Here is an 18,191-nt window from a genome sequence, read left to right on the forward strand (position 1 = left end):
CGGACGGCAAGTGTGATGGCAAGAGAAACTCGATGCGCGGCGCGGGGAAGCGGGGTGACGACCATTAACTGTAGTGTTAGGGAGCTAGCCGGGTCGGTTATTGCGTGCGTGAAGTTCAGTGCTCGGAGAAAGGGAGTATATGGCGTCGAGTGATCCTGTGCAGGGGAATGTCAAGGCAGGCGGATACGAGACAGATGGTGCCGCGGACGGTAGCCAGATGCGTAGGGCTATCTTCATGGCGGTGACAGCAGCAGCTCTGGGAATTACCTACGGTTATGATATTTCTAACACCGCTGCTGCGTTGCAGTTCGTGAAGCGGGACTTTGGTATCTATGGTGCCATCAACACGGCGTCGGTCGTGGGTCAAATAGCTGGCGCTATTCTCGGCGGCCCCATGGCTAATGCCATTGGACGCAAGAAATCGATGATCATCATTGCCGCTGGCTACACTGTTTTTGCGATTTTGACTGCCATCTCTCCGTCTGCCGGGTCATTCCTCGCGATGCGAGTCCTCCTGGGAATAACTATTGGACTCTCCATTACAGTCGTCCCGGTGTTTATTGCTGAATCCGCTCCGGCATCGCGGCGTGGCGGGTTGGCGACTGCGTATCAGGTGACGTGCGTTATCGGAATTATTTTGGGTTACCTTGTCGGGTACTTGTTGCTGCCCACGGACACATGGCGTTGGATTCTCGGTGTGGCAGCCGTCCCGGCATTCATCGTCCTGGTGATGCTGTTTCGCACTGAAGAAACTCCGTCGTGGTACATGCTCAAGGGACGAGAGGAGGAGGCTCGCCGTGCAATGGAGCGCATTGAAGTAGCAGAATTGGTTGAGCCAAGCCTCAACGAGACCCGAAACTCATTGTCGTCCCAACCTGCCGGATCTGTGTGGGGACGATTGCGTGAGATGTTCCATGGTGGCATGGCTCGAACCACCATTTTTGCCATTGTACTAGGATTCTCAATCCAGATCACCGGGATCAATGCCACTATTTATTATGCGCCTGGCATCTATTCTCGAATGGGGTTCACGGATACCGCGACGACCTACCTTGTGCCGTCCCTGGTTCAGTTTTTGTCGCTGATAAGTGTTGTCGTCTCCATGCTGGTTATTGACAAGGTTGGGCGTCGGTTTGTACTCATTACAGGAATATCTACGATGATCGTTGCGACGATTATTCTCATCGTGACCTATCTGGTGAGCGGCTTTGAGGGTACCGCAGCCGGTGTTATGGGCCTCATCGGCATGTCCTTGTTTACGATGGGATTCACCTTCGGCTTCGGCTCAATCGTATGGGTTTACGCAGGTGAGATCTTCCCGGCTCGTTACCGGTCACTCGGTGCGTCCTTGGTGCTCACCGCCGACTTGGTCGCCAATGCGATCACTGCGCAACTGGGAGCCGTGATGCTCGACGGCATCGGGCTTGCTGGAACCTTCGGCGTATATGGTGGGCTCCTCGTCCTTGCGCTGCTATTCCTGCTGCGATACGCCCCGGAAACCTCTGGTCGTTCGCTCGAGGAAATCCAGGACTACTGGAACAACGGCGCGAGGTGGCCTGAGACTGAATCATCTTCGATGGCGTGAGCCCTGAGACCGGTTAGCATCAGTTCGTCAGCCGCCCCAAGGTGATCGCCAGTCGTAGCACATAAGCCTCTCGAGGGTCCGAGGGGGAGTAGCCAGTGACGGCCTGGATCCTCTTGAGGCGATAGCGCACCGTGTTCGGGTGGATGAACATGGCCCGCCCGGTGCCTTCCACCGAGCAGCCGTGATCGAGGAAGGAGACGGTGGTGTCCATGAGGTCCCCACTCGCGGCGACCAACGGGGTGTAGACCTCATCGACGAGCCACGCAGTGGCCTCGGCGTCACCGGAGAGAACCTGCTCAGGTAGAAGATCGATGGCAGCCATGACCCGCGGACCCTCCGGCCAGGCTCGCGCGGCTCGGGCTCCTGACAGTGCGGCGCGAGCGGAGGCCGGTGCCAGGGTGAGGTCAGCGACAACCGGTCCGACGACGATGGGGCCGGGCGCAAAATGCTCGGCCAAGGCTTCGGTGGCAGCCACTGCGGCTGGAGCGTCGACGAGTTTCTGACTGGCGAGGATGACGACGAGGCGATCGGACTGCAGGGCGGCCAGCACGGTCATCTGCATCCGTTCCCCGTCGCGACGCAGCACGTGCAGTTCATGCTCAGTGGTCGGGGCACGGCCCACGACCACACACAGATTGATACCGGGACGCCACCCGAGGGTGGAAGCGCGAGAGATGAGCTGCTCGTCGGCGTCGGCGCGGACCACGGCATCGACGACGAGGGATTCCAGTCGCTCGTCCCAGGTGCCGCGGCGCTCGGCGGCTCGGGCATACACCTCGGCGGCTGCGAAAGCGACCTCTCGGGAGTAGTGGACGATGGCGGTACGCAGGACCTGGCGATCTCCGCGTGGCATCTCGGTTTCGATCTGAGTCTCGACGACCTCAATCGTGGTGCGGACCAGCTCGACGGTCTGGTGCAGCGAGATCTTGCGAGTCATGGATCGCGGTGCCACGTCGAAGACGTCGGTTGGGGAGTAGGGCTCGGCGTCGTCGTCAGCAAACCATTGCACAAAGCCGTCGATGCCGGATCGGGCCACGATCGAAATCCACGACCTCTCCTCGGCAGAAAGGTCGCGGAACCAGGAATGACGACGGCCCATCTCCTCGAGGGTGGCGGTTGTCATGGCGGAAGTGCGAGCAGTCAAGCGCTTCGCGATGGCTCGGCGGGTGCGGTCAGAGGGGACGACGGTGCGACCGGTACTCGACGTTCGGCGCGCGGACGTCGGCGCGATGTCATTCCTGGCCACCTGAGCCTCCCCCCGGCGAAACGTCGGACAGTCTAATGGGGATGTGGTTTGGCCGCGATGTCCTTCCTCGCGTCTGCCGTCAAGGCGGGAATTTCGCGCTGAGTCGATTTACGACATCTGCAAGTGACTTTTCTTTCATAACACGACACAATAGGTTGGCGGCGGGCCCTCGGGCTGCCACCTCGAACCGTCACCGGTGACGACGCCGGTAGCGCGTCAACGTCGATGAGAAAGGACCCAGCGTGATCCCACGCGAAGAACGCGGACCAGTCCTCAACGGACTACCGACAACACTGCCTGACATCGATCCCGAGGAGACCCAGGAGTGGATCGAATCCCTCGACAAGATGGTCGAGGCTGACGGTCCCAACCGCGCCCGGATCGTGTTGCTGAAGATGCTGGAGCGGGCTCGTAGCCACGGTCATCTCGATCTGTCGGCTCTCACCTCCACCGATTACATCAACACCATCGCTGCCGAGGACGAGGAGGAGTACCCCGGCGACGCCGAGATCGAGCGGAACATCCGTCGTCTGCTGCGATGGAACTCCGCCATCACGGTGCATCGCGCTCAGCGTCCCGGTATCGGCGTCGGTGGCCACATCTCCACCTATGCCTCCGCAGTCACCCTCTACGAGGTCGGCCAGAACCACTTCTGGCGTGGACAGGACGCTCCCGGCGGCGGCGACCAGGTCTTCTTCCAGGGCCATGCAGCTCCGGGTATGTATGCCCGCGCCTTCCTGGAGGGACGCCTCAGTGAGGAGGATCTTGACGGGTTCCGTCAGGAGAAGTCGAAGGCTGGTTACGGCCTGCCCTCCTACCCCCACCCGCGCATGCTTCCCGACTTCTGGCAGTTCCCGACGGTGTCAATGGGTCTGGGGCCGATGGACTCCATCTACCAGGCGTCCATGAACAAGTACCTCACCAACCGTGGTGTCAAGGACTGCTCCGACCAGCACGTCTGGGCCTTCCTCGGCGACGGCGAGATGGACGAGCCGGAGTCGCGTGGCTTCCTGCAGGTTGCCGCCAATGAGGAACTCGACAACCTCACCTTCGTCATCAACTGCAACCTTCAGCGTCTGGACGGCCCAGTACGTGGCAACGGCAAGATCGTCCAGGAGCTGGAGGCCGTCTTCCGCGGTGCCGGCTGGAACGTCATCAAGGTCATCTGGGGATCGGGCTGGGATCCGCTGCTGCAGGCTGACCGCGACGGCGCTCTTGTCGACATCATGAACAACACTCGTGACGGCGACTACCAGACCTTTAAGGCCAACGACGGCGCCTATGTCCGTGAGCACTTCTTCGGTCGTGATCCGCGCACCGCCAAGATGGTCGAGAACTGGACCGACGAACAGATTTGGGCGCTGCGTCGCGGTGGCCACGACTATCGCAAGATCTACAACGCCTACAAGGCCGCCACCGAGTTCAGGGGAGCTCCGACCGTGGTGCTCGCCTGCACCATCAAGGGCTACGACCTCGGAACCCACTTCGCGGGCCGCAACGCGACCCACCAGATGAAGAAGCTGGCCCTCGAAGACCTCAAGCAGTTCCGTGACCGTCTCGAGATCCCGATCTCCGACAAGGTCCTGGAGGCCGACCCGTACCGCGCCCCGTACTTCCACCCGGGCGCCGACGATGAGCGCATCCAGTACCTCATGGAGCGTCGTCGTGCTCTGGGTGGTTTCGTGCCGGAGCGTCGCTTGAAGTTCACCTCTCTGCCAATCCCGGAGCAGAAGGCCTTCGACGGTGTCAAGCGTGGATCGGGCAAGCAGGAAGTCGCCACCACCATGGCTTTCGTGCGTTTGCTCAAGGATCTCATGCGCGACAAGAACTTCGCCCCGCACGTCGTCCCGATCATCCCTGACGAGGCCCGTACCTTCGGCATGGACTCGTTCTTCCCGACGATCAAGATCTACAACCCGCACGGCCAGAACTACACCCCGGTGGACCACGAGCTCATGCTCAGCTACCGCGAGGCCAGGAACGGTCAGATCCTGCACACCGGCATCAACGAGGCAGGCTCGACGGCTGCCTTCATCGCTGCCGGTTCGGCCTACTCCACCCAGGGCGTGCCGATGGTGCCGATCTACCTGTTCTACTCGATGTTCGGATTCCAGCGCACCGGTGACTCCTTCTGGGCAGCCGGCGACCAGATGTGCAAGGGATTCATCATCGGCGCAACCGCCGGGCGCACCACCCTGACAGGTGAGGGCACCCAGCACATGGACGGCCATTCGCCGATCCTGGCTGCCACGAACCCGGCGGTCGTCTCCTACGACCCGGCCTACTCCTACGAGATTTCCCACATCGTCCAGGCCGGTCTGGAACAGATGTACGGTGAGAACCCCGAGAACGTCATGTACTACCTGACGGTCTACAACGAGCCGATCGTCCAGCCGGCCGAGCCTGAGGGAGTCGACGCCGAGGGCATCGTCAAGGGCATGTACCTGCTGTCGAAGGGTTCCTTCGAGGGTGTTGGTGAGGACGCTCGTCGCGTCCAGCTGTTGGCTTCCGGCGTTGCGGTGCCGTGGGCCCTTGAGGCTCAGAAGCTCCTCAAGGACGACTTCGGTGTCGTCGCTGACGTCTGGTCGGTCACCTCGTGGAACAAGCTGCGTCGTGACGCCATGGAGACCGAGGAACAGGCCTTCCTGCATCCTGAGCAGGACAAGCGCACCCCGTACATCGTGCAGCGCCTGGCTGATGCCCCGGGCCCAGTCGTCGCGGCCACCGACTACATGCGTCAGGTCCCTGACCAGATCGCTCAGTGGGTGCCGGAAGACTATGCGTCCCTGGGCGCCGATGGGTTCGGGTTCTCCGACACTCGCGCTGCTGCCCGTCGCTTCTTCCACATCGATGGACCGTCCATGGCCGTCCGAGCCCTGCAGATGCTCGCCGAGCGCGGTGAGATTCCGCAGGATTGGCCGGCCAAGGCGGCTGAGAAGTACGACCTTCTCAACGTCAACGCCGGGTCGTCCGGCAATGCCGGCGGCGACGCCTGATCGAATCTGACGACGCGGAGGTCACCCCTGAGGTGGCCTCCGCGTCTCGCATCTGGCACGCTTGTTCCAAGGCGTCTTTCGCGCCAGACGCACATACGTGAGGAAGCTGAGGATTCGTGGGAAGCGGCACCGATTTGGACAAGCTCGGTCTCGAGGCCGGGCAGGTGGTCCAGGAGCTCGGTTGGGACGATGACGTTGACGAGGACCTCCGTCAGGAGGTCATGGACATCATCGACGGCGACATGATCGAGGATTCGATCGATGCCGTCGACATCGTCTGGTTGTGGTTGCGTGCCGAAGACGGGGATGTGGCCGATGGACTGGTGGACGCCATGCGCGACCTCTCCGACGACGGTTTCATCGTGCTCGTCACCCCGAAGGTGGGACGTCCTGGCACCATCGATCCGGCAGATCTTTCCGACGGTGTCGACACCGCTGGCATGGTGCTGACGACCAGTTATGACGCCGGCGAGGACTGGCAGGCCCACAAGGTGGTGCGGCCCCGCGGCGGACGCCGCTAGCAATCCACCTCACGGCGGACGCGGCTCCGTGACGGGCCTCGGTCGTTCCGTCGCGGATCCACACCCCAGGCATGATGAGGGCCCCGGGGCCCTCATCACCGTTCACTCACCGAGCATCTCGTCGAGTTCCTCGGGGCTCATCACCGGTGCGAGCTGAAGCACCTTGTAGACGGGCATCGTCAGCAAGAAGGACGCGGTCGTCGGGTCATCCTCCATGTCGGCACTGAAGCCGACCTTCTTGGCGGCGGATCGGACCTTGGCGGCGAACTCCTCGTCCTGCTCCATCCACTCCGCGACCGTCGAGTCGCGGCGCAGCGGGTGCAGGACCCTGGGCGCCTCGATGTCGACCTTGGCGTTCAGCGGCAGGTCGCGGCTGGAGGCGCCGACCTCAACGACCACGCGGCCGGGCTCGACGGCCCAGTCGTGCAGGATGACGTCCCAGTACGACAGGTCGCGGCGGGTCAGTTCGATGCTCACCTGCTCCGACTGTCCGGGCGCCAGCTCGATGCGGCGGAAGGCACGCAGTTCGCGCACGCAGCGGTCCACGGTCGAGTCGGGGAAGCCGACGTAGACCTGCGGGACGGCGGCCCCGGCACGATCACCGGTGTTGGTGACGGTGAAGGTCAGGGTGACGACGGGGTCGTCCTGGTTGGTGGACTCGCTGATCGGGCGGGCCTCCACGCCGAGGGTCGAGTACTCGAAGGTGGTGTAGCTCAGGCCGTGGCCGAAGGGGTACGCGACCTCTCGCTCGGTGGCGTCGAGCCCGCGGTACCCGATGTAGCGGCCCTCGCCGTAGTGGACGTGCTGCAGCTCGCCGGGGAAGTTGAGCTGGGCCGGGACGTCGGACAGCCTGAGGGCAATCGTCTCGGCCAGGTGGCCCGACGGGTTGACGGCCCCGGTGAGGACGTCGGCGACCCCGGAGCCGCTGGCCTGGCCTCCCAGCCAGCACTCGAGGATGGCGTCGGCCTGGTCGTCCCACTCGGCCACGCCGATCGAGGAGCCGTTGGACAGCACGACGACGGTGTGGGCCGCGACCTCACGGACGGCGCGCAGCAGCTCGATCTGGTTGGCGGGCATGTTGGTGTGGGTGCGGTCGTAGCCCTCCGACTCGGCGATGTCGGGCAGCCCGAGGAAGAGCACGGCAGTGCGGCCACGGGCAGCCTCGACGGCCTCGGCGACGAGGTCGGGGTCGGCGTCCCCGGCCAGGTTGAAGCCGGGGGCGAAGGGCAGGTCGGCCCCCCACGCCTCGCGCAGGGAGTCCAGAGCGGTGTCCAGCCGGGTCGGATTGACCTTCGAGGACCCGGCACCCTGGTAGCGAGGGGTGCGGGCGAACTTGCCGATGACGGCGACCTGCTCCCCGCTGGTCAGCGGCAGCACCTGGTCGTCGTTCTTGAGCAGGACGGCCGCGCCGGCGGCGGCCCGGCGGGCCAGGGCGTGGTGGGCGTCGACGTCGTAGCTGCCGGGGTTGTCCATGGCCGGTCCGGCCTTGGCGAGCAGGGTGAGGACGCGGGTGACGGTGGTGTCGAGAACGGACTCGTCGAGCTCCCCGGAGCGCACCGCCTCGGCGATCCTCGCGTCGTTGCGCGGGGCGTCGCCGGGCATCTCCAGGTCCAGACCGGCCAGCACTCCCTTGACGCGGTCGACGACGGCTCCCCAGTCGGAGACGACCAGGCCGTCGTATCCCCACTCGTCGCGCAGCACCTCGGTGAGCAGCCAGTGGTTCTGGCTGGAGTAGGTGCCGTTGATGGCGTTGTAGGAGCACATGATCGTCCACGGCTTGGCGGTCTTGACGACCTTCTCGAAGGCGGGCAGGTAGATCTCGCGCAGGGTGCGCTCGTCGACCTCGGCGGAGACGCGCAGCCGGTCGGTCTCCTGGTTGTTGGCCGCGAAGTGCTTGAGGGAGGTGCCGACGCCCTGGGACTGGATGCCGCGCACCAGGGCGGAGGCCAGCTCGCCGGCGACGACCGGGTCCTCGGCGAAGTACTCGAAGTTGCGCCCGCACAGCGGGGAGCGCTTCATGTTGATGCCGGGGCCCAGCAACATGGCCACCGACTCCGAACGGGTCTCCTCACCGAGGGCTACGCCGACCTCACCGACGAGCTCGGTGTCCCAGGTCGAGGCGAGTCCGGCGGCGGTGGGGAAGCAGGTGGCGGGCACGGAGTTGTACAGGTCGATGATGCCGGCCGAGTTGACCTTCCGCAGGCCGTGGGGGCCGTCGGTGACCATGTAGCCGTCGATGCCCAGGCGTTCGATGGACTGCAGGTGCCAGGCGTCACCCCCGGAGCACAGCGAGGCCTTCTCCTCGAGGGTGAGCTGGGAGACGAGGTCGGGGATCTGGTCGATGGTGATGGACATTGATGATCACTCCTTGGTGGTGTTGTTGAGGGGTTCGGGGGTCGGCAGCGACCAGGCTCGCTTCGTCTCCGCGAGGTCGCGGGCGAGAGCCTCGGCCATGTCGAACCCGGGATCGAGCAGCCACTGCACCTGGTAGCCGTCCATAAGGGCGGTGAACCGGTGGGCGATGTGGTTGCAGGGGGTGTCGGGGTGGATCCTCCCGGCCTGTCGCTCGCGCTCGAGGCGGGTGGTCACCGAGGTGAGGATGCGGTCGTAGTGGTGCAGCATCCAGGCGTGGCCGGGGTGTTTGGTGTCGACGGCCTCCGCGGTGAGGGTGGAGAAGAGACGGACCAGATTGCGTCGTCCGGAGTTGATGCCGGCCAGCACGACCAGCTCGTCCAGGCAGGCCCACGGCGACCCGGGGTTCTCGGCGTCGGGGAAGGTGTCCATCTCGTCGCGGTACTCGAGGATCGCGCCGAGCAGGGCTCGCTTGCTGGGGAAGTGGTGGGCCAGTCCGGTGGGGGACAGGCCCGCTGCCTCGGCTATCTGGGTCATGGGTGTCGCCTCGAACCCCTGCTTGCCGATGAGTTCGGTGCCGGCGGCGATGATGCGTCGGCGCACGTCGGCGGAGTCCGAACCCCGGGGCCGCCCGGGGCGACGGCGTGTCGTCTGGTTGGCTGCGGGAGTCATCACTTCACCGATTTTATGAACATCGTTGCGACCGCGCCGATGAGAGCGACGACGGCTGCAGCGCCGAGCAGGGGCACGAAATTGGTCCCGTGGCCGACGGTGGCGAGCAGCCAGCTGCCCAGTGCCGGGGCCAGGGACTGGGGCAGGGCGTTGGCCATGTTCATGACTCCGAGGTCCTTGCCGTTGTTGATGCGGTCGGGCAGCACGTCGAAGATGAGGGCGAGGTCGACGGAGATGTAGGCGCCGTAGGCCAGGCCCATGACGGCCTCGCAGACGTAGAAGAAGGCCACCGAGTTGGCGTGGATGAGCAGGTAGGTGCCGAGGGCGAAGAGCACGATCGAGATGGCGACGAGGAACTTGCGCCGTCCGGTGCGGTCGGACAGCCACCCGGCGGCCAGACCGGCCACCATCGAGACGACCGTGTAGATCGTCACACCGGTGGCGACGGCTGCGGTGGCGGGGCCCTTGGCCAGTCCGAGATGGCGGGTCATGTAGAGCAGGCGGAAGGTGATGAAGAGGTAGGAGGCCAGGATGATCATGAACCGGCCGATCCATGCCAGACCGAAGTCGGGGTAGCGCACCGGGTTGGTCCAGAAGGAGCCGAAGAACTCCTTCCAGTTGAAGGGGTACTTGTTCTCCTTGAGGACCGGTTCCGGCAGGGTCAGGGCGTAGACGGTCATCCCGACCAGGCCGACCAGGCTGGGGACGAGGAAGAGCAGCAGCATGTTGTTGGTGAACCAGGAGCCCATCCAGGTCGCGACCATGATGCCGACGTTCTGGGCGACGCCGACCAGACCGGAGGTCTTGCCGTACTGGTCCTCACCGAGCTGGTCGGAGAGGGAGGCGGTGTAGGCGGCGAATCCGACGTTGGCGCAGGACTGGCCGAGGAACCATCCGATCGCCAGGACGACGGTGTTGGTGCCCGCGGCAACGATGAGCAGGGACAGCAGCAGGCCGAGGCTGCCTCCGATGATCCAGGGACGACGGCGTCCCCAGCGGCTCGTGGTGCGGTCCGAGAGGCGTCCGCCGAGGACGTTGAAGATGAGTGCGGCGAGAGCTCCCCAGGGCAGGATCTTTCCCATCATGGAGGCCTGCTGGACGGGGTCGGAGGTGAGGGTGGTGACCTTGAGTTGCATGCTCACCATGACCGGGGCGAGCAGCGCGGTGAACAGTCCGAACTGGCCGAGGAAGGCCGAGCCCACGAACCACCAGGGTCGTAGGCCGTCGGGCTTGATCCCGAGGTGGGGGATGGGCAGCTTCGGGCCGATGAGGTTGGGGCTGCCGGTGTCATCGATGGTCGGGTCGGGCGGGAACGCCTGAGGATCCATCGCTTGTGTCATCGTGTGACTCCTTCGTCAGTGGTGGCTTCATCGCCTCTCTGACATCACTATTAGTTAATAGCCTCTATTTTGCAAATAGGCTTGTGGGGCGCCTCATCAGCGGGTCTGGCGGGGTTCCGTTGGCCGGCGGGAGGTGCGCAGAGGGCAGCTGGGACGGGATGCGCCAGGTGCCTCCGGGGCAGGTTTCCGGGCTGATCGGGAGGAGGATCAGATGTGGGAACCAGTGGGATCGGGTGCGGTGGTGGTGGAGGCGGCGGGGCGTCGGTAGGCTGCATCGGACGTCGAGGGAGGGGAGTGCTCCTGATGGGTGGCGAGCATTGTGTGTCGGACGCCGAGTGGTGGCGCCAGGCCGTCGTCTACCAGATCTATCCACGCAGTTTCGCCGACGCGAACGGCGACGGCATCGGAGACCTCGCCGGGATCCGCTCGCGCATCGGGTACCTGGTGGAGCTGGGCGTCGACGCGGTGTGGATCAGTCCGTTCTACCCGTCCGGGCTCGCCGACGGCGGATACGACATCAGCGACCACTGCGACGTCGATGCGAGGATCGGCACCCTGGAGGAGTTCGACTCCCTTGTCTACGACCTCCACGCCGCGGGGATCAGGGTCATCATTGACATCGTCCCCAACCACACCAGCGACCAGCATCCGTGGTTCCGTGAGGCGCTCGCCAGCCCGCCCGGGTCGGCGGCGCGCGGGCGCTACCACTTCCTCGACGGACTCGGGCCGGACGGCAGCCTGCCTCCCAGCGACTGGAGGTCGATCTTCGGCGGGTCGACGTGGACACGGGTGCCGGACGGCCAGTGGTACCTGCACACCTTCGCCCCCGAACAGCCGGATCTCAACTGGGACGACGAGTCGGTGAGCGAGGGGTTCCTCGACATCCTCCGGTTCTGGGCCGATCGCGGGGTCGACGGGTTCCGGGTGGACGCCGCCAAGCTGCTGGTCAAGGACATGAGCCTACCGCTGCCCAGCCAGGCCGAGTTGGACGCCGAACCGCTGGCCGGTCCCCACCGTCTGGAGGACCGCGACGAGCTGTTCGAGGTGTACCGGCAGTGGCGTCGGTTGTTCAACTCCTACGACCCTCCGCGGGCGGCGGTGGCCGAGGCGGCCGTGCCCACGCAGTGCGTCCCGCGCTACGCGAGTGCCGAGACGCTCGGGCAGTCGTTCTTCTTCGACCTGCTGGACGCCGAGTACGACGCACCGACCTTCCGCCGCGTCATCGAGGAGTGCTCCGAGGTTGCTGGCATGTCGGGCTCCTCGGCGACATGGGTGCTCAACAACCACGACACCATTCGGTCGGCCTCGCGCTACGGGACGGTCTTCCCCGGGCTGGGGCCGAAGGGGGACCCGGTGGGCAAGTACGGCGGGGACTGGCTGCAGTCCGGTGGTGACCCGGTGCTGTGCGACGCGGCACGAGGGCTGCGCAGGGCGAGGGCGGCGACACTGCTCGTGCTCGCGCTGCCCGGCTCGGCGTACCTGTACCAGGGGGAGGAACTCGGGCTGCAGGAGGTTGCCGAGATCCCGGCGGACCGGCGTCAGGACCCGACCTTCTTCCGCCGCGGTGATGAGGAGGTGGGTCGGGACGGCTGCCGGGTGCCGCTGCCCTGGGAGCCGAGCGGACCGTCGTACGGCTTCGGGAGCGGGGGAGCGCACCTGCCCCAGCCGTTGTGGTTCGGCCACTACGCCGTCTCGGTGCAGGACAAGGACCCCGACTCGACGTTGAACCTCTACCGGGCCGTGCTGCGGCAGCGTCGTCGGATGGTCGCCGAGTGCGGAGAGGAGCCGGTCGATTGGGTCGCGACCGGCCGCGAGGACGTGCTGGCGCTGGTGCGTGGACCGTGGTTGGTGGTGTCGAACTTCGGCGAGGACGGGTACGTGCCTCCGGCCGGGGAGGTGGTCGTCTCCTCCGGACCGGTCGGTGACGAGGTGCCGGGGGAGACGACGGTGTGGCTGAGAGTGTGACGGTCTCGGCCATCCCTCACCCTTGGGGTTTCTCGTGTTGGTGGTGTGCCCCGGCAGGTTCGGGGCACACCACCATCGAGCTCTCACATTGCGCCGACGGCTTCGTACATGCGCCTGACGAGCGGCATGACGCGGCGCTCGCCGAAGGATGACTCGTTGGGACAGGGAATGTAGCCGAACGTGAGCCCGGTTGCCGGATCGGCGAAGGCGAGCGCGCCCCCCGCGCCATCGTGCCCGAAGGCCCACTGGCCGCCGAAGGGAAGCCAGTTGGCCGGCTTCTGGAAGATGATCCCGAACCCCGAGATGATGTCGAGGACGCGGTCGATGCCCCAGACCTGCTGACGGGACATCGTCGTGATGGTCTCCGCGCTGAGGAGAGCCGGTTTCCCGTCGACGCCGTCCATCGCCGAGGCGTACGCGCGGGCGAGTCCGCTGGCCGATCCCACCCCACCGCTGGAGCAGATTCCGGTGGCACGGATCTTCTCGACGTTGGTCGGGAAGGCGAGGGACTCACCACCGACATTGCTGGCGATGCCGCGCCAACTGGCCCGGTGACAGGGCTCGGACGGAGCAGGATTGGGAGTTGGCTGGAGCGGGACGTACCGCGCCTCCTGTGAGGCGGGGAGGCCGAAGAAGAAGTCGATGCCGTAGGGCTCCCGCAGGACGGAGTCGTAGACCTCCCTCAGTTCCTGTCCGGTCCAGCGGCGGACCAGCTCCTCCAGGGCGATGCCCACCGTTCTCTGGTGGTACCCGAAGGCAGTGCCGGGAACCCAGGACGGGGTGGTCTCGGCGAGCCGTTGGGCCGCCTTCCGGGTGTCGGCGTACTCGTCGACGCTGAACGGCGGTTCGACGCCGACGATTCCGGCCTGATGGGTGAAGAGCTGGCGAAGGGTGATCTGTTCCTTGCCCTTCGCCGCGAACTCCGGCCAGTACGTGCAGACCGTGTCGTCGAAGGAGAACATTCCCTCCTGGTACAGGTGCCCGATCACCAGCCCGGCAATGCCCTTGGAGACCGAGTAGACGCCCGTGACCGAGCGATCCGTCAAGTGGGGTCCGCCCCACAGGTTGACCACCTCGGAACCGTGCAGATACACGGCGACCTGTGCAGAGAAGTCGGGGTCGGCATCGAGGAAGTCCTGGAACAGGTTCTTGACGGCGACGAACCTGGGTGCGCAGACCCCTTGGGCGGGTGACGCGGTCCTGCGCGGAGCCGACTCCGGTGAGTCCTCGGAGTCCGTGGGACGGGAGCCGTCCGCCAACGGACGCAGCAGGTCACGTGCCTGGTCCATGGTCAGGGAGAGGGTGACCGTGGGGTTGTCCGTCGGCGCGAGTGGCTGGCCGGTCTCGGTCTCTCCACCGTCCTTCCCGGCAGCGGGGGCCACGCGCGTGCCACGGTTGCTGACCGATTCCAGGACGCCGACGGATGCGAGGGCGCGGATGGCCTCGCGGACCGGAGTGCGGCTCACTCCCAGTTTCGATGCCAGGGCCTCCTCAGGGATCCAGTCTCCCGGACGCAGCGTCCCGTTGGCGATGTCGTGCAGGATGTCCTCCTGCACCATGTTCCGGAGCTTCATCGATTCATCCCTTCATTGCTCAGGGTTGCTTCATGGATTGCTTCCACGTCTCGGATGTCACCCCAGAGGGCCGCCCTGATAATAACGTCCTCGGAACGACTCCTGACGAGCCCGTACACCATGCAGATGATCAATGCAGTAACGCCGATCAGGACCATGGGAACAGGCAGGGTGATGACAGAATTGAGAAAGACTGCGACATACGCGACAAGGCTTGTCGTGACGATCAAGTAATAACACCAGTTGGGCACGTGAAGGTGAGCCTCCTCCCACGAGTGGGGGTAAATCTTCGGCAGCCTGTAGTAGGCGAAGATCTGAAGAAATGTCGCACCGGACACGACGAGCATGAGTGAGGCGACGACCCGCTGTATCGAGAAGTCGAGGAGGACCGGAACGATGGCGACGACGTAGGCGAAGGTGAGAATCTTCCACGGGACACCGAACCGGTTCTCGGAGGCCAACGACTTGGGCAGCCAGCCGTCGCGGCAGGACTGGGCGATGGGGACCCAGTTGTTCGCCAGGGTCGAGTTCACCGACGTGGACAGTTCCAGCAGCGGGCCACCGATCATGAACAGGACGAAGAGGCTCGGGGTGAGGACGCGCTGGGCGACGTAGGTGAGGGGCTGACCCGCGACCTGCTCCAGGGGAAGGACGCCGGTGGCGACGATAGCAATCCCGCCGTAGACGAGGACGAGGATGGGCACGCAAAGGAAAATGGCACGCGGCACATCCCTACGGGCGTCCCGCGCGTTTCGGCCGTAATTCATGATGCACGAGTACCCGTTCGTGGAGTAGACGAACAGCATGATGGCCATGAAGACGCCCTTCGCGCCCCCGGAGAAGAAGGCTGGGTTGGAGAAGTTGAACACCGGATTCGAGATCTTGAAGGCTCCGCCGATTCCAAACATTGCGAGGGCGCAGAAGAGGATGACGACGAGCGCCTTCTGTGTCTTGGCCATGACGTTGATGCCGAACAGATTGATGATGAAGAAGATGGTGACGAAGACCGAGCCGAAGGCGACGGAGTTCAGTTGTGGCCACAGCGAATGTGCGTACATCCCCATGGCGACACCGTAGACGGATCCGTTGATGACCTGTGGCAGGAATGCCAGTGCATACATTCCCGCAAGCTTCTTTCCGCCCATGCCCGCAACAATGGAGTAGAAGCCGCCCTGGATCCGCAGGGCGGAGGTGATGAAGGGGATGGGGCAGATCATGGCGAAGCCCCAGAACACGGCCAGGACGTATGTGAACCATGCGGACTGTCCAGTGAGAAGGATCGCCGGCCCGATCAGTGTGATCAGCCCCGACCCGACGGCCTGTCCGATTCCGATCGCGGTCAGGTCACTGAGACGGAGTCTCCCTGGTTCTGGCTCCGCTTCCATGCGGTCGACCTCAACTGCCATCGCACACGCTCCTCGTTGAGATGATGTCTGCAGTTGGACAAAGTGTATCCAAGGGGTATGCAGAGTCAACACCCATGAAGGCGGCGACTGCCGGGTGTGGCTGAGGCCGTGGATCCTGGGGCTGTCGGGCCGATCGATCATCTGGTGGCCGGGCGAGCTGCTGGCACATGTTTGGATGTGGGAACGTCGCGAAGGGCGGCGATGCATACAATATGTTCGTAAATGGCGACTTGAACGTCGTGGGCTCCCGAGGCGTCGGAAATCGGGTCGGTGGCTTACCCAAGCGACGTCGGCCTCCGGATCGCGCCCGTGCAATCGGCCGGAACATGGCAGTGACCGGGGAGAGCCTGCGACGCGACGCGGTTGCGGGTATGAGGTGTTGCCGCGGTTCCCGGGCGCCAGACCACGTGAAGCGGTGACGGGTCACTGCCCGGGGTTCTGCGCGGCCTCCAACTCCTCCGGATCGACGAACCCGTCCACCGACACGGCGTCAAGGTAGCGCAGGCCGTCGAAGGAGAGTTCCTTGACGTTCTGCGGGTCTCCCTCGGCTCCCAGGCCCGAGGCGGCGAACCGGTCGACGATGAGGGCGATGGCGCCGTCGCCGGTGACGTTGGTGGCCGTTCCGAAGGAGTCCATGGCGATGTAGGTCGCGATCATGAGGCCGACCTGGGCATCGTTGAAGCCCAGCATCGACGAGAGCAGACCGGTGGCGGCCATGATCGCTCCCCCCGGGACCCCCGGGGCGGCAATCATGGTGATGCCGAGCATGAAGATGAACCCGATCCAGCGTCCCGGGGAGGCATCCAGTCCCTGGGTGAGGACGATGGCGAAGGCGAAGGAGAAGATCTTGGAGGTCGACCCAGCCAGGTGAATCGTCGCGCACAGCGGCACCGTGAAGGAGGCGACGGTGTCCGACACCCCGTTCTTTCGGGCCTGTCGGAGGGTCACCGGAATGGTCGCCGCCGATGAGGAGGTGCCCAGCGCGGCCAGATAGGCGGGCATCATCGTCCCGAGCGCCTTGAGCGGGTTGCGATGCGCAATGGCTCCCGCGACGGTGTACTGCAGGCCCAGGATGACGACCTCCAGCGCCAGCACCAGTACGACGACCTGCAGCAGCGTGCTCATGACGCTCCACGCCTCACCGGTGTAGGTGAGGTTGAGGAAGATGCCGAAGATGTGCAGGGGCAGCAGGGGAACGATGATTTTCTCGATGACCAGGGTGATGATGGCGCGGAACTCGATGAATCCCTTGCGCAGCACGCCGCGCGGAATGAGGGACAGACCAATGCCCAAGATGAATGACAGAATCAGCGCCGTCATGACCTCCAGCGGTGCCGGGATCTTGATGGTGAAGAAACTCGTCAGGGCGCTGCCGGGCTTGTGCACCGTCGACAGCCTTGAACCCGCCAGCAGGGGGCGCAGTACTCCTGCACAGGCTGCATAGGTGATGAGTCCGGAAAGGATTGTCGAGGTGTAGGCGATGGCTGCGGTGATGCCGAGCCACTTGCCGGCTCCACGTCCCAGGTCGGCGATCGCCGGCGTCACCAGGCCAATGATGATGAGAGGAATGGCGAAGGTCAGGAACTGGCTGAACAGGTCCGAGAAGGTTGCGAAGACGCGCCCCAGATTTCGCGGGATGAGCGGCCGACCGCCGACGTGAATCGATCCCAGCACGAGAGCCAGGACAATTGCCACGATCACCCAGAGCAGGATTCCTCCCCGGGCCAGGACTGATCGGAACTTTGACATGGACGAGCCTTTCGTCGGGGGACGAGTCGGTTTGCGCAGTCGGAACCCGTCTCGGGACAACATAGGGGCATAACGATCAAACGACCGTCATGTGAGACAGCTGGCTCACATGGGGAACTGAGGGCTCGTGGGGTCCGTCACCGTGACGCCGGTGGATCAGGCGCTCGTCGTGACCTCCACACCGGCCTGCCTCATCGCCGAGACGGCCGCGTCACCCAGCTCGGGGCTGACCGGCTCGCTGAGATCGGTGAGGCACCTGGTGGCGAAGCCCAGTCGCACGGCGTCCAGGGCGGTGTCCTTGACGCAGTGGGACAGGGCCAGCCCGACCACGTCGACGGCCGTTATCCCCGCGTCCCGCAGGAGCTGTTCCAGCCCGACGTCGTCCTCCGTGGTCCCCTCGAAACCCGAGTACGCGGCTGCGTACTGGCCCTTTCTCACCCGGGCGTCAACCAGGACGTCAGCGAGCAGCGGGTGGATCTGCGCCTCGTCGGAACCGGCGACGCCGTGCGGCGGCCAGGTGTCGACGAAGTCGGGGGTGGGGGAGAAGTGGGAGCCCGGGGCGATGTGCCAGTCCTGGGTCGTCACCACCATGTCGTATCGGTCGCGGCTGGTCCCCAGGTACGCGGCGATGCGGCGGGCGCAGTCGTTGCCGCCCTCGACGGGCAGCGCCCCGCCCTCGCAGAAGGTGGGCTGGACGTCGACGACGATGAGGGCACGGCGCGACCGGGAACCGGTGACGGGACTGGAGGATGTCATGTCCGTATCCTTGCACCGGCGCCGGGGTG

General features: G+C 64.9%; 13 protein-coding genes. 5 read left to right on the plus strand and 8 right to left on the minus strand.

Annotated features, from left to right (window positions below; genetic code table 11):
- The first annotated feature begins 139 nt into the window (after positions 1-139).
- A complete protein-coding gene (locus ACP8ML_RS04985) occupies positions 140-1,585 on the plus strand; it encodes a sugar porter family MFS transporter (protein WP_221269020.1) in 1,446 nt (481 codons plus the stop codon).
- Positions 1,586-1,604: 19 nt separating this feature from the next.
- Here the strand turns inward: ACP8ML_RS04985 and ACP8ML_RS04990 are convergent, their stop codons facing one another.
- Entirely contained in the window at positions 1,605-2,708 is a 1,104-nt protein-coding gene (locus ACP8ML_RS04990; protein ID WP_171048641.1) for a PucR family transcriptional regulator, read from the minus strand.
- Between ACP8ML_RS04990 and ACP8ML_RS04995 the strand changes: the two genes are divergently transcribed.
- The 3 genes from ACP8ML_RS04995 (at position 2,707) to ACP8ML_RS05005 (ending at position 6,348) form a co-directional block, all read left to right on the plus strand.
- Positions 2,707-2,835, plus strand: a complete 129-nt coding sequence (locus ACP8ML_RS04995) for a hypothetical protein (protein WP_256998299.1) — start codon at positions 2,707-2,709, stop codon at positions 2,833-2,835. The two genes, ACP8ML_RS04990 and ACP8ML_RS04995, sit on opposite strands and share 2 nt — an antisense overlap.
- A 238-nt stretch (positions 2,836-3,073) precedes the next feature.
- The gene (gene aceE / locus ACP8ML_RS05000; protein ID WP_065672645.1) at positions 3,074-5,827 is read left to right on the plus strand and encodes a pyruvate dehydrogenase (acetyl-transferring), homodimeric type; all 2,754 of its coding nucleotides are present in this window, start codon (positions 3,074-3,076) and stop codon (positions 5,825-5,827) included.
- A 116-nt stretch (positions 5,828-5,943) separates the two neighbouring features.
- Positions 5,944-6,348: a DUF3052 domain-containing protein gene (locus ACP8ML_RS05005; RefSeq protein WP_435916682.1), complete on the plus strand. Its 405-nt coding sequence runs from the start codon at positions 5,944-5,946 to the stop codon at positions 6,346-6,348.
- Between the two features lie 102 nt (positions 6,349-6,450).
- On the opposite strand, the gene ACP8ML_RS05010 is transcribed toward ACP8ML_RS05005, so the two are convergent.
- The 3 genes from ACP8ML_RS05010 to ACP8ML_RS05020 are packed head-to-tail and all read right to left on the minus strand — an operon-like array spanning position 6,451 to position 10,712.
- Complete coding sequence (locus ACP8ML_RS05010) at positions 6,451-8,703, minus strand: glycoside hydrolase family 3 C-terminal domain-containing protein (protein ID WP_486703048.1); 2,253 nt, start codon at positions 8,701-8,703, stop codon at positions 6,451-6,453.
- A gap of 6 nt (positions 8,704-8,709) precedes the next feature.
- A complete protein-coding gene (locus tag ACP8ML_RS05015; RefSeq protein WP_117189581.1) occupies positions 8,710-9,372 on the minus strand; it encodes a TetR/AcrR family transcriptional regulator in 663 nt (220 codons plus the stop codon).
- Entirely contained in the window at positions 9,372-10,712 is a 1,341-nt protein-coding gene (locus tag ACP8ML_RS05020) for an MFS transporter (RefSeq protein WP_117189582.1), read from the minus strand. Before ACP8ML_RS05020 ends, ACP8ML_RS05015 begins: the two co-directional genes overlap by 1 nt.
- Before the next feature lie 303 nt (positions 10,713-11,015).
- On the opposite strand from ACP8ML_RS05020, the gene ACP8ML_RS05025 reads away from it, so the two are divergent.
- Positions 11,016-12,677 carry a glycoside hydrolase family 13 protein gene (locus ACP8ML_RS05025; RefSeq protein ID WP_117189583.1) on the plus strand — a complete coding sequence of 554 codons (1,662 nt, stop codon included), beginning with the start codon at positions 11,016-11,018 and terminating at the stop codon, positions 12,675-12,677.
- An 83-nt stretch (positions 12,678-12,760) separates the two neighbouring features.
- Here ACP8ML_RS05025 and ACP8ML_RS05030 read toward each other — a convergent pair whose 3' ends face one another.
- From ACP8ML_RS05030 to ACP8ML_RS05045, 4 genes are all read right to left on the minus strand, one after another.
- Positions 12,761-14,251, minus strand: a complete 1,491-nt coding sequence (locus ACP8ML_RS05030) for a serine hydrolase (RefSeq protein ID WP_117189584.1) — start codon at positions 14,249-14,251, stop codon at positions 12,761-12,763.
- Positions 14,248-15,657 (minus strand): APC family permease, encoded by a 1,410-nt coding sequence (locus ACP8ML_RS05035; RefSeq protein ID WP_117189585.1) that lies wholly within the window; start codon positions 15,655-15,657, stop codon positions 14,248-14,250. Before ACP8ML_RS05035 ends, ACP8ML_RS05030 begins: the two co-directional genes overlap by 4 nt.
- Before the next feature lie 423 nt (positions 15,658-16,080).
- On the minus strand, positions 16,081-17,406 hold the full coding sequence (locus ACP8ML_RS05040; RefSeq protein ID WP_486703049.1) for a dicarboxylate/amino acid:cation symporter: 1,326 nt from the start codon (positions 17,404-17,406) through the stop codon (positions 16,081-16,083).
- A 156-nt stretch (positions 17,407-17,562) separates the two neighbouring features.
- Positions 17,563-18,162 (minus strand): isochorismatase family protein, encoded by a 600-nt coding sequence (locus tag ACP8ML_RS05045; RefSeq protein WP_117189587.1) that lies wholly within the window; start codon positions 18,160-18,162, stop codon positions 17,563-17,565.
- Positions 18,163-18,191 lie beyond the last annotated feature (29 nt).

Source organism: Cutibacterium sp. LaCa_255 (assembly GCF_057458005.1).